We start from the raw sequence: 12,190 nt of genomic DNA, 5'->3' as shown, positions 1-12,190 counted from the left end.
TACAGCGAGCCTGCTGGTTCAGTGGGTCCGGTGAACGAAACGACCGAAGTGGACACCGAACGCATCGTCTACGTCACCGAGGACGGCGAGCCGACCGGCGAAACCGCGCCCAAGCTGGCCGCGCACCACGAGCACACCAGGCTGCACCTGGCGTTCTCCTGTTACCTGTTGCGCAGCAGCGACCAGGCCCTGCTGATCACCAGCCGCGCCGCCACCAAGAAGGTGTGGCCCCGGGTCTGGACCAACAGTGTCTGCGGGCATCCCGCACCGGGTGAGCCGATCGAGGAGGCCGTCAGGCGCCGTGCCGACTTCGAGCTCGGCCTGCCCCGGCTGAACGGGCTCCGCTGCGTCCTTCCGGCGTACCGCTACTCCACGCCACCATTCGATGGAGTGGTCGAGAACGAGTTCTGCCCGGTCTTCGTCGCCTGGGTCGACGACGATCCGGAACCGCATCCGGACGAGGTCGGCGACTGGCGCTGGGTGAGCTGGAATGATTACGCACTGTTGCTGAATGACGATGTGACTGACGTGAGTTACTGGGCGAAAGATCAGTTTTCGCAGCTCAAAGACGCCGAGCCGTTTTCGGCCTTACAGAACGGCACTTCGGTGCGTGACAATGGTGCGCGACCGTCGTCCACTTGAGCGATATTCACTTTGGACCGTACTCATACCTCAAGAGATCCCTCCTATACGACGAAAACCAATTCGTGGCGGAGGTGAGCGTGGCAGCCGACGACGAGGCCGCGCTCCCATCGGGCGCGCCGACCACCGATCTGCTCAGCCTCCACGAGTCGATCGCCGGGGTGCTCGCCACCCAGGGTGACTGGCGCCGCGCCTATCACCACCTCAAATCCGCCTTCGACCTCGCCAGGGCCGGCAGCCTGCGGGACACGCTGACGTCCAGCTACAACCGCCGCTACCTCGACCAGTGGCTGCACGGCCCGGCGGTCGACCACCGCGGCCCGCCCGGGATCGCGATCGCGCTGGTCGACCTCGACCTGTTCAAGGGCGTCAACGACACTTTCGGGCATCTCGTCGGCGACCGGGTGCTGCGTGAAGTGGCCGATCTGCTGCAGCAGGGGTTGCCGCCCGAGGCGTTCTGCGCCCGCTACGGCGGCGAGGAGTTCGCACTCGTCATCCCGGACGTCGACGCCGCCCGCGCCGTGCGCATCGCGGACACCGCCCGTATCCGGGTCGCCCGCCATCCGTGGCGCCGGATCCGGCCCGGTCTGTCGGTGACGATCAGCGTGGGACTCTCGCACGAGAGCCGCGCGGAAGCGAATCCCGCGGTGGAACCGGAACGACAGTTGCGCAGTGCCGACGCTTTGTTGTATATGGCGAAACGGGCAGGACGGAACAAAGTCGCCTATCACGATGAGGAATCTTCACGGACGATTCCGCATCCGATGAACGCCGCGGACTCCGCCGGCGGCTAGGCCACTCACTCGGCCAACACTCGCACTCTGCGTAGTGGTTTCACACCTTTTAACGCAGCTTTAACCACGACCGCTCACCCGATCGCATGGACCGCTCGGCGCTTCTCGGTACCTTGGGTGAAGAAAATTCCGGGATGGTTGTCGTCACGAACCCAAGGTGTCCGTACGATAACGAAAGAGCTTCGACCGATTCGTGAAAGGAGACCGAGTGCCCGACGAGCACCACAACCCGGGGACCGGTCGCCACAGCCAAACGGAGAGAAGTCCCGGTGAGCGCGGCCGCAGGGCTCGACGCCGCTCGATGGACACCCACGGCGGGATCAGCGTTTCCGACGTCGTCGCACGTCATACCGGTGAGCGCCCGATCTTCGACCCCGCCGCCGAGGCGCCCGCTCCGCGCCGTCTCCGGCAGGACGAGCCGTCTCCCGAGCCTCCGAGACCCGGTGCGCGTGCCGCCAGGGTGGAGCCGCCCGCACCGCGTCGGCCTCGTTCGGCCGCCCCCGTCGAAAGCCCGGCGCCCGCGCCTCGTGCGGCCAGCCCCGCCACACCGCCTGTTCAGACGCCGCCCGCGGAGACCCCGCGCCCGCCTCGCGCACGGCAGCCGCGCCGTACTCCGCAGGTCGCGCCCACCCCCGAAGCGCCGACGCAGCGCCGTCCGCCGGTGGTGAACCCGGGCGCGCAGCAGCAGCCCGTCGCACCGGCGCCCCCGCGTCGTCCCCGCCGCCCGCCGCAGCGGCCGGTGCAGCAAACCCCGGTCCCGCAGCCGTCCCTCTCGCCCGGTGTCCCGCCGCGGTCCGAGATGGACCCGCTCACGATGACCGACGAGCTCGAAGCGATCGACGACGCGACGATCACCAAGCGCAAGATCGACCACACGCTCGCCCGGTTCTCCGCCGCGCACGACGAACTCGAGGCCGAAGAGGCCAAGAAACGCGAGCGCCGCGAGCGGCTCGCTTCCCGTCCCGCCGCGCTGCTGGAGCAGACCCGCACGGCCCTGCAGCGCGTGGTCACGACCACCGATTCCGAGCCTGCCGAGGCCTCCGGGGAATCGTCGCCGCAGACCCGCCTTCAGGAGAAGAAGGAACGCAAGACCAGGCAGACGGCCAAGGCCGGCCGGATCGCGGCCGCCGTCGTCGCCGCGCTCGTGTTCCTCTCCATCGGTTCGGCCTGGGGTGCCCAGACCTGGTTCGACGCGAAGTTCAACAACGTCGCCTCGCTCGACGAAGACTCCGCCGACATCCAGGACGCCGCCGGTCAGACCGGCGACGAGAACTTCCTGATGGTCGGCTCCGACACCCGTGACGGCGCGGCCGCCGAAGACGGCGTCGGCGACGCGGACGGCACCCCGGGCGCCCGTTCGGACACGGTGATGATCGCGCACGTCCCCGCCGACCGGCAGCGCGTCGTCATGGTGTCCTTCCCCCGCGACCTCGAGATCAACCGTCCCGAATGCAAGCGCTGGGACCCGGCGACGTCGTCGTACAAGGAAGAGACCTCGCCGGCGCAGAAGATCGCGAAGCTGAACACGGCCTACGCGGTCGGCGGCCCGCAGTGCGTCACGAAGGTCATCCAGCAGATCACCGGCATGAAGATGAACCACTTCGTCGGGATCGACTTCAACGGCTTCAAATCCATGGTCGACGCCGTGCAGGGCGTCACCGTGTACAACGAGAAGCCGGTCGACGACACCACGCTCGGCATGATCATCCCGCAGGCGGGCGAGGTCCGGATCTCCGGCGACCAGGCGCTGAACTACGTCCGGGCGCGGCACGTCAAGGGCGACCCGACGTCGGACTACGGCCGGATCAAACGGCAGCAGGCCTTCCTCGGCGCGCTGCTGAAGACGGTGATGTCGAAGGACGTCATCCTGGACACGGGCAAGCTCAGCGGTTTCATCGACGCGTTCGCCAAGGCCACCTTCGGCGAGAACCTCGGCATCAACCAGATGATGACGCTGGCGAAGTCGATGCGCGGGATGGGTTCGGACAAGGTCAAGTTCCTCACCGTGCCCACCACCGAAGAGGCGAACAAGCGCGGCAACGAGGTCCTGGTGCAGAGCCGGGCGAAGGCCGTCTTCGACGCGCTGATCAACAACACCCCGCTGGAAGAGAAGGCGCCGGCGCCGCCCGCGAGCGACACGGCGGCCGCTCCGACCAGCTCCGCCAAGTCCGGCGGCGCCAAGAAGAGCACCAGCTCAGGCTGAGGATCATTCGTTAGTCCGGGTTCACGTCGGGTTCACTCTGGGATGCGGCTTTTGGTGCCCGTTCCCCGTAGGGTTGGGCCATGCGTGAGGCTTACCATGTCGAACTCGAACAGCTCGCCGAGAACCTAGCGAGCATGTCCCTCCAGGTCGCCGACGCGATGGAGCGGGCGACCCGGGCGTTGCTCGAGGTCGATCTCGGACTCGCCGAGCAGGTGATCAGCGACGACGCGAAGGTCGACGACGCGCGCGCCGAATGCGAGGAGCAGGCGTACGCGCTGCTGGCACTGCAGGCACCCGTCGCGACCGACCTGCGGACCGTCCTCGCCGCGATCCACGCGGCGGAAAGCCTGGAACGGATGGGCGATCTGGCGCTGCACGTGGCCAAGGCCGCGCGCCGCCGTCACCCGGACCCGGTGCTGCCCGACGAGGTGAAGGCCGACTTCGCCAAGATGGGCGAGGTCGGGGTGAGCCTGGCCCGCCAGGTCGAGCAGGTCATCAAGTCCAAGGACGTCGAGGCCGCCCGCACGATCGAGTCGGACGACGACGAGGTCGACGAGATCCACAAGCACCTGTTCACCGTCATCATGGACCGGAACTGGGACCACGGTGTCGCCGCGGCCGTGGACGTCACCCTGCTGGGCCGCTTCTACGAGCGCTTCGCCGACCACGCCGTCTCGGTCGCGCGCCGGATGATCTTCGTGGTGACCGGCAAGATGCCCGGCTACGGACCCGACGAGCTGTAACTTCTGTCAAGCGCTGACGAAGGGGCTCTTCGCCGCATGTGATGTGGTGAAGGGCCCCTTCGTTGTGTCGACGGCTCAGTGCTCACGACCGCCCTGCGCGGGTGTCGCGAAAGCCACTTTCGGGACACCCAGCGTCGCGAAAGTGGCTTTCGCGACCTGCCTCGCCTGCCCCACCCGGCCCAGACCCCCAAGCGCGTGAAGGCCCCTTCCCTCGGCTGAGCCGAGGGAAGGGGCCTTCACGCGCAAAAAGACTCAGCCGAACCGGCCCGAGATGTAGTCCTCGGTCGCCTTCTCGTCCGGGTTCGAGAAGATCTTCTCGGTGTCGTTCAGCTCCACCAGGCGGCCCGGCTGGCCGACGCCCGCCAGGTTGAAGAACGCCGTCTGGTCCGAGACCCGCGCCGCCTGCTGCATGTTGTGGGTCACGATGACGATCGTGTATTCCTTCTTGAGCTCGCCGATGAGGTCCTCGATGGCGAGCGTCGAGATCGGGTCGAGCGCGGAGCACGGTTCGTCCATCAGCAGCACGTCGGGCCGCACGGCGATGGCCCGCGCGATGCAGAGCCGCTGCTGCTGACCGCCGGAGAGGCCGCCGCCCGGCTTGTTGAGCCGGTCCTTGACCTCGTTCCACAGGTTCGCGCCGCGCAGCGCGCGCTCGGCGACCTCGTCGAGTTCCTTCTTGCCCTTGGCGCCGCCGAGGCGGAGGCCAGCCACGACGTTGTCGCGGATCGACATCGTCGGGAACGGGTTGGGCCGCTGGAACACCATGCCGATGGTGCGGCGGACCTGCACCGGGTCGACGCCGGCACCGTAGATGTCCTCGCCGTCGAGCAGCACCTCGCCCTCGACGCGGGCGCCGGGGATGACTTCGTGCATGCGGTTCAGCGTGCGCAGCACCGTCGACTTGCCGCAGCCCGAAGGGCCGATGAACGCGGTGACGTTCCGCGGCGGCACCGAGAGGGTGACGCCGTCCACGGCGTGGAATTTGCCGTAGTAGATGTCCACGTCTTTGACGTCGATTCGTTTGGCCATCTCAAACAGCTCACTTCTTCTTCGGGGCGACAAGACGGGCAAAGAGCATGGCGAGGAGGTTCACGATCGCGATGATCAGCACCAGGGTGAGGGCGGCACCCCAGATCCTGTCGAACGCGACGGTACCTTCGTCGAACGGGTTGCTGACCCGTTCGTTGTTCATCAGAAGCGGCAGAGCGGCCTGCTCGCCACCGAAGATGTCCCAGTTCACGTAGGCGGAATAGCCCACGAGGACCAGCAGCGGCGCGGTCTCGCCCATGACCCGGGCGAGCGCCATCATGATGCCGCCGATGATGCCGGACAGCGCGGTCGGCAGGACGATCTTCATGATCGTCTTCCACTTCGGCACGCCGAGCGCGTAGGAGGCTTCGCGCAGGTCGTCGGGGACGATCCGCAGCATCTCCTCCGAGGACCGCACGACCACCGGGATCATCAGCAGCACCAGGGCGAGCGACACGGCGAAACCGCTGCGCGGGAGGCCGAACGTGGTGATCCACAGCGCGTAGATGAACAGCGCCGCGACGATCGAGGGGACACCGGAAAGGATGTCCACCATGAACGTCGTGGTCTTCGCCAGTTTGCCGCGGCCGTACTCGACCAGGTAGATCGCGACCAGCATGCCGATCGGGACCGCGATGATCGCGCAGACCACACCCTGCAGCACCGAGCCGATGACGGCGTGTGCCACGCCGCCGCCGACCTCGTCCGACAGCACCGAGCCGAAGTCCTCGGTCCACCAGTTGCTGTAGGGGATCCGCTTGACACCGTTGATGACCACCGTGGCGAGCAGCCACACCAGCGGCACGACGGCGATGAGGAACGACAGCCAGATCAGGGCCGTGGCGAGGCCGTTCTTGGCCTTCCTCGCGAGGCTGACCTGCTGGAAGGCGGGGGTGGTGGCGGGGGTCTTCTCGAGCGTGGTGGACATGCTCAGTCCCCCTTCTTGGCGATGATGGATCGCGCGGCGAAGTTGACGATGAACGTCAGCAGGAACAGCACGAGGCCGGCCGCGATGTACGCGCCCGCCGAGATCTCGTTGTTGAGTTCCGCGTAGTCCGCCGCGATCTTCGAGGCGAAGGTGGCGCCGCCGTCGAAGAGGCTCCAGGTGAACTCGCGGCCCACCGCGCCGGTCAGGATGATCGCGAGCGCGATCGTCTCGCCGAGCGCGCGGCCGAGGCCGAGCATGGAGGCGCCGATGTACCCCGCCTTGCCGAACGGCAGCACCGTGGTGCGGATGACCTCCCAGCGGGTGGCGCCCAGCGCCAGCGCGCCTTCGATATGCGGGGTCGGGGTCCGCTCGAACACCTCGCGGGACAGCGAGGTGATGATCGGCAGGATCATCACGGCGAGCACGATGCCTGCGGTGAAGATCGTGCCGCGCATGTCCGGCGAGACGTTGCCCGCCGCGAAGATCGGGATCCACGAGAAGGTGTCGTTGACCCACCGGGAGAAGGGCTCGATCGTCGGCGCGAAGACCATCAGGCCCCACAGGCCGTAGATGATCGAGGGGACCGCGGCGAGCAGGTCGATCACGTAGGCGAACGGCCGCGCCAGCCGCTTCGGCGCGTATTGGGTCAGGAAGAGGGCGATGCCGAGCGAGATCGGCATCGCGATGATCAGCGCCAGCAGCGACGAGTAGACCGTGACCAGCAGCAGGCCCATGATGCCGAAGCGCATGTCGCCCGGATCGGTCTGCCAGACCTGGCTCGTCAGGAAGCTCGCTTCGTCGGCCTGGAGCGCCGGAATGGCCTGCACCAGCAGGAACAGTCCGATCAGGCCGATCAGTGCGACGACGAAGACGCCGGCACCGGTGGTCAGGAACTGGAAGATGCGGTCACCGGGGCGCACCGTCCTGGAATTGGGGCTCGCGAGCGGCACCGAGGACTTCTCGGGCGGTGACGCGGCAGGTTGCTCCGAAATCGGGTCCTCCGTGAAGGTCTCGCGGACGCCAGAACGCCCACCGGGGTCGCCGGTGGGCGTTCTGGGCGAAGAGGAATCGCTCATCGACTACTTCTGTCCAGCCTGTCTTTACTGATCAACCTGAAGGTTGGCAAACAGGGTCAGGCGATGGCCTTGACGGCGGTCAGGACCTTGTCCTGCAGGCTCTGCGGGATCGGCACGTAACCCTTGTCCGCGAGCGGCTTCTGGCCGTCCGTGGCGGCGACGGTCAGGAAGGCCTTGACGGCCTTGGCGACCTCGGCGTCGGCGTACTTCGAGCAGACGATCTCGTAGGTGGCGAGGATGACCGGGTACGCGCCGGCGACGTTGCTGCCGTAGATCGCGTCGAGGTCGAGGGCGAGGTCGTTCGACCCCTCCTTCTTGAACTTCGCCGCATCGAGGGACTTGGCGACGTTCGCCGCGGTCAGCTCGACACCGCCGGAGCCGCTGTCGATCAGGGCGGCGTTGAGGCCGTCCTTCGCGAAGGCGGACTCGACGTAGGTGATGGCGCCGTCGGTGGCCTTGACCGCGCTGGCCACACCGTTGGACTTCTCGGCACCGTTACCGACGCCACCGTTGAACTTCTTGCCGTCGCCCTGGGTCCAAGCGCCCTTCGAGGCGATCTTCAGGTACTTCTGGAAGTTGTCGGTGGTGCCCGACTCGTCGGTGCGGGAGATGACCTGGATCGGCTTGTCCGGCAGGTTGACGCCCTCGTTGCCCTTGACCGCCTTGATGGCCGGGTCGTTCCACTTGGTGATGCCACCGTTGAAGATCTTGGCGGTGACCTCGGGGGTCAGGGTCAGCTTGTCGACCCCGGAAACCTTGTAGGCGACCGCGACCGGGCCGATGACGAGCGGGAGGTTCCAGGCGTCGGAGGCGCACCGGGCCTTGGCCTTGTCGGCTTCCTCACCGGACTTGAGCGGCGAGTCGGATCCGGCGAAGTCGACCTGGTTGCCGTTGAACTGCTTGACGCCGGCGCCCGAACCGCTGGGGTTGTAGTTCACCTTCTGGCCGGAGCACTTGGCGGCGTAGGCCTGCACGAAGATGTCGATCGCCGTCTTCTGGGCGGACGAGCCCTCGGCCGAAAGCGGGTTCTTGCCGCCGCAATCGACGTCGGCCGTGCCGCTGGGCGCGGCGGCGGCACCGGTGCTGCCGGGCTTGGTCGCCGCCGGGTCGGATCCACAGGCGCCGAGCACGAGGGCGGCGGTGGCCACGATGCCGATCGCGCCCGCGGGCCGCATGATCTTCACTGCATTTCCTCCACTGGGAGACTTTCGCCGGATCGGTGGAACGGGAGCGTTCCTTCCGGACCCGGACACTAAGCACCGACAGTGGACAGGTGGCCGTCAGAGGGTGAACGGCAAGTGAACAAGGCGGCCGATGTGAGCAGCGCGACTACTCCGAAAGTGGACCGTGTCCCGGCCGTGACCTGCGCGTCTGCTCTCCGTGACCGGTCAAGTGCCGCAAGTGTGAACACGGTTACCGAGCGTATTGAACGTCTACCTCGTATCGGGTGAAGCCGAGCTTCGAATAAACGGCGAGTGCGGGGGCGTTGTCGCCTTCGACGTACAAGATCACTTGGCCGAGTCCGCGATCGCGGAGATACCGCAGCCCGGCGAGGGTGAGCGCCTTGCCGAGGCCGCCGCCCTGCGCGTCCGGATCGATGCCGACGACGTAGACCTCACCGGCGGGCTCGCCGCCGAACCGGCCGGGAACGGCCTCGTGGACCTTCGTCCAGTGGAAGCCGACGACCTCACCGTTCTCCTCGGCGAGGAAGAAGCCTTCGGGGTCGAACCAGGCCTCGGTCTCGGTCGCGCGGACCTCGTCGGCGGTCAGGGCGCCTTGTTCGGGGTGCCAGTCGAAGGCACGCGCGTTGACGCGGACCATCGCTTCCTCGTCCTGACCGGGCACGAAGGTGCGCAGTGTGACGCCTTCGCGCGTCACGGGTTCCGGCCAATCGGCTGTTTCGACGTCCGCGTGCAGGATCAGCAGTTCCCGCGCGCGCTCGAAGCCTTCGGTACCGGCGAGGTGGACGGCGGCGGGGTGATCCCCGTGCGCCCAGACGCGCAGAGGCTTCCCCGCGACGCGGTCGACGAGCGCCTTGGTGAGTGCCCTGCCGTGCCCGGAGCGGCGGTGCCCGGGATGAACGAAAAGTTCGGCGACCTGGTTTCCGTGCGAATCGCCTTCGGTGTCCAGGTGCGCGTACGCGACCAACTCGCCGTCGACATGTCCCAGAAGATGCTGTCCACCGGCGAAACCGGTGTCTTCGGGGCGGCCGTCGGCTTCACGCACGGCGAGCAGGAAACGGCGGATCTCTTCCGTTTCCGGTTCACCGGTCCACAGCAGTTCGAGCATGAAACCGACACTACCGGGGAACCCGGGGGGCGCCCGGGCGTCTTGTCAGGCAGGAGGAGAGGGGACTCAGTGCGAGGAAAGCTCGCTCGGCTCGTAGACGCTCGCGTCCGGGGCGATGGCCTGCTGCTTGGTCGTGCCTTTGGCGGGCCGCTCGAACTTGTAGCCGACGTTGCGCACGGTCCCGATCATCTGCTCGTGCTCAGGCCCGAGCTTCGCGCGCAGGCGCCGGACGTGGACGTCGACCGTGCGCGTGCCGCCGAAGAAGTCGTAGCCCCAGACCTCCTGCAGCAGCTGGGCGCGGGTGAACACCCGGCCGGCGTGCTGCGCGAGGTACTTGAGGAGTTCGAACTCCTTGTAGGTGAGCTCGAGGGTGCGCTTGCGCAGCTTCGCGGTGTACGTCGCCTCGTCGATGACCAGTTCGCCGACCCGGAGTTCGGCGTCGACCTGCGCAGAAGCGCCGTCGCGGGTGGTGACCAGCCGCAGCCGCGCGTCGACCTCGGCGGGACCCGCGGTCGGGAGGAGGATGTCGTCGGTGCGCCATTCCGCGCTGACCGCCACCAATCCGCCTTCGCCGACGACGGCGATGACCGGCGTGGAGGTCTCGTCCTCGCCGGCGCCCTTGAGCAGGCGGCAGAGGCTCTTCGCGGAGGCGAGATCGCTGCGGGCGTCGAGGACGATGACGTCGCGGTGGCCCGCGTCGAGCAGCGCGGTCACTTCCGGAGCACGGACGCGTACGGTGTGGGGCAGCAGATCCAGGGCGGGGAGCACCGTGGTGGCATCTGCTTCCGGGGTCAGTACCAGAAGGTCCAGGCTCATCGCCGCACCGCCTTCAGTCGTGGTCGCCTCGAACGTGGCTACAGCCGGTGCTTAGTGAGAATAGCGGGTGAACAGCCGAGGACCTACCCCGTGCTGGATCGATCACACCTGGCCAAAGAGCTTTACGAAGGAGATTCGACGCAATGGTGAGCAGGCCCGTGGCGCATGACGACCGACCGTCCCCCGGCCGGTCCGCCAAGCGAGGAAAGCGCCGTGGCCGGGGCTGGCTCATCGCCCTCGCGGTACTGGTGGTGCTGCTGGTCGGGGCCGATTTCGGGGCGGCGGCGTTCGCCGAGCACACGATCTCCCAGAAGACCCGGGAACAGCTGGCGCTGGCCAACGATCCGGCCGTCACGGTGCACGGTTTCCCGTTCCTGACCCAGGCCCTTTCCGGTGACTACAGTCACATCACCATCAACGCCCAGGGCGTCGCGGTCCCGCCGAAGCTGCGGGACGTGGACTTCAACGCGGACATGAGTGACGTCACGGCGCCGCTGTCGGATCTGACGTCCGGCAACACGAAGTCGATCGTCATCGGCACGCTCAAGGGCGAAGTGACCGTCAAGGCTTCCGACATCGCGAAGCAGGCCCCGCTCGACAAGATCGAGAACCTCAAGATCGAGCCGGTCACCGAGGACTACGTCCGCAACGGCGAGAACGGCCAGGGCGAGACGACGCCGCCGACCACCAACGCGCAGGGTGAACCGATCGACAGCTCCAGCGCGGGCATCCGGCTGTCGGGCAACGTGCAGATCGCCGGGCAGAAGGTGGAGATCTTCTGCTTCGCGATGATCGAACTCAAGGGCCAGAAGATCAGCATCGAGCCGAAGCGGCTGCAGTTCGGGAATGACAAGGAGACCACCGTCGTTCCCCAAGCGGTACAGGACGCGCTGCTGCCGAACTTCAACGCGACCATCGACACCGGCGCGATGCCGTTCTCGGTGACCCCGACGTCGGTACGCGTGAACAGCGGCTCGGTGACCATCAAGGGTGAAGGCAAGAACGTCGCCTTCAGCGGAGCGAAGCCTCAGGGGTGACTTGCGGATGACCGGGGTGTGGGTGCTGCTGGGCGTACTGGTGCTCGGCGGCGTGGCGGGCGCGCTGCTGCAGGCGCGCAACGGCCGCATCCGCGCGGCGAAGACAGGCGCGCCCGCACTGCCCGGCCGCGTCTCGGACGCCCTCGCGCCCGAAGGCGTCACCCTGGTCCAGATCTCGACGACGTTCTGCGCGCCGTGCCGCCACACCCGCGTGATCCTGTCGGCGCTCGCGGACAAGACCGATGGCCTCACACACGTCGATCTGGACGTCACCGAGACCCCCGAAGTCGCCCAAGCACTTTCGATATTGCGGACTCCGACGACGCTGGCCTTGACGCCGGACGGCCGGGAGGTTTTCCGCGTCGGCGGCGTTCCCCGAGGTCAGGAGCTTCTCGAAGCCCTGAAACCCCATCTGGCGAACGTCTGATCCCGAATTTTGGGAAGCGTCCCAAGGTGTGAACACGGTTCCCAACCTGAGGGAGCTCTGCGTACCCTCGTGCCCGTGAACAGGCTGCCCCGAACCTTGCTGACCCAGCGCCGCGCAGTGGATCTGTGCCGCGTTCGCAGCAGCCTGTGTCCGGCTCGCTGAACGCGCCCTGATGCCTGCGCGTGCCTTCCGGCACGCACCTTTTC

General features: G+C 67.3%; 12 protein-coding genes. 6 read left to right on the top strand and 6 right to left on the bottom strand.

All coding sequences use genetic code 11. The features are described 5' to 3' along the window. Window positions 1-30 precede the first annotated feature (30 nt). The 4 genes from idi to phoU all read left to right on the top strand — a co-directional run bounded on the left by idi (window position 31) and on the right by phoU (window position 4,382). The gene (idi, locus tag ACLJO0_RS03170; RefSeq protein ID WP_410576467.1) at window positions 31-642 is read left to right on the top strand and encodes an isopentenyl-diphosphate Delta-isomerase; all 612 of its coding nucleotides are present in this window, start codon (window positions 31-33) and stop codon (window positions 640-642) included. 65 nt (window positions 643-707) lie between these two features. After that, the gene (locus tag ACLJO0_RS03165) at window positions 708-1,436 is read left to right on the top strand and encodes a GGDEF domain-containing protein (RefSeq protein ID WP_410576466.1); all 729 of its coding nucleotides are present in this window, start codon (window positions 708-710) and stop codon (window positions 1,434-1,436) included. 799 nt (window positions 1,437-2,235) lie between these two features. Beyond that, window positions 2,236-3,639 (top strand): LCP family protein, encoded by a 1,404-nt coding sequence (locus ACLJO0_RS03160; RefSeq protein WP_410576959.1) that lies wholly within the window; start codon window positions 2,236-2,238, stop codon window positions 3,637-3,639. A gap of 80 nt (window positions 3,640-3,719) precedes the next feature. After that, the gene (gene phoU, locus ACLJO0_RS03155; RefSeq protein ID WP_125679662.1) at window positions 3,720-4,382 is read left to right on the top strand and encodes a phosphate signaling complex protein PhoU; all 663 of its coding nucleotides are present in this window, start codon (window positions 3,720-3,722) and stop codon (window positions 4,380-4,382) included. Between the two features lie 252 nt (window positions 4,383-4,634). On the opposite strand, the gene pstB is transcribed toward phoU, so the two are convergent. From pstB to ACLJO0_RS03125, 6 genes are all read right to left on the bottom strand, one after another. Next, window positions 4,635-5,411 (bottom strand): phosphate ABC transporter ATP-binding protein PstB, encoded by a 777-nt coding sequence (pstB, locus tag ACLJO0_RS03150; protein ID WP_125679661.1) that lies wholly within the window; start codon window positions 5,409-5,411, stop codon window positions 4,635-4,637. A 10-nt stretch (window positions 5,412-5,421) separates the two neighbouring features. After that, window positions 5,422-6,339 (bottom strand): phosphate ABC transporter permease PstA, encoded by a 918-nt coding sequence (pstA, locus tag ACLJO0_RS03145; RefSeq protein WP_410576465.1) that lies wholly within the window; start codon window positions 6,337-6,339, stop codon window positions 5,422-5,424. Between the two features lie 2 nt (window positions 6,340-6,341). After that, window positions 6,342-7,259: a phosphate ABC transporter permease subunit PstC gene (gene pstC, locus ACLJO0_RS03140; RefSeq protein ID WP_410576958.1), complete on the bottom strand. Its 918-nt coding sequence runs from the start codon at window positions 7,257-7,259 to the stop codon at window positions 6,342-6,344. Between the two features lie 212 nt (window positions 7,260-7,471). Continuing rightward, complete coding sequence (gene pstS / locus ACLJO0_RS03135) at window positions 7,472-8,599, bottom strand: phosphate ABC transporter substrate-binding protein PstS (protein ID WP_410576464.1); 1,128 nt, start codon at window positions 8,597-8,599, stop codon at window positions 7,472-7,474. Window positions 8,600-8,828: 229 nt separating this feature from the next. Next, on the bottom strand, window positions 8,829-9,704 hold the full coding sequence (gene mshD, locus ACLJO0_RS03130) for a mycothiol synthase (protein ID WP_410576463.1): 876 nt from the start codon (window positions 9,702-9,704) through the stop codon (window positions 8,829-8,831). A 66-nt stretch (window positions 9,705-9,770) separates the two neighbouring features. Next, entirely contained in the window at window positions 9,771-10,520 is a 750-nt protein-coding gene (locus ACLJO0_RS03125; RefSeq protein ID WP_410576462.1) for a winged-helix domain-containing protein, read from the bottom strand. 143 nt (window positions 10,521-10,663) lie between these two features. Between ACLJO0_RS03125 and ACLJO0_RS03120 the strand changes: the two genes are divergently transcribed. Further along, entirely contained in the window at window positions 10,664-11,557 is an 894-nt protein-coding gene (locus ACLJO0_RS03120) for a DUF2993 domain-containing protein (RefSeq protein WP_125791018.1), read from the top strand. Window positions 11,558-11,564: 7 nt separating this feature from the next. Continuing rightward, complete coding sequence (locus ACLJO0_RS03115; RefSeq protein WP_125784898.1) at window positions 11,565-11,984, top strand: TlpA family protein disulfide reductase; 420 nt, start codon at window positions 11,565-11,567, stop codon at window positions 11,982-11,984. Window positions 11,985-12,190 lie beyond the last annotated feature (206 nt).

Origin of the sequence: Amycolatopsis sp. lyj-108 (assembly GCF_046549005.1) — a bacterium.
In the GTDB taxonomy this organism is placed as follows: domain Bacteria; phylum Actinomycetota; class Actinomycetes; order Mycobacteriales; family Pseudonocardiaceae; genus Amycolatopsis.
This window is presented reverse-complemented; position numbering and strand designations above follow the sequence as displayed.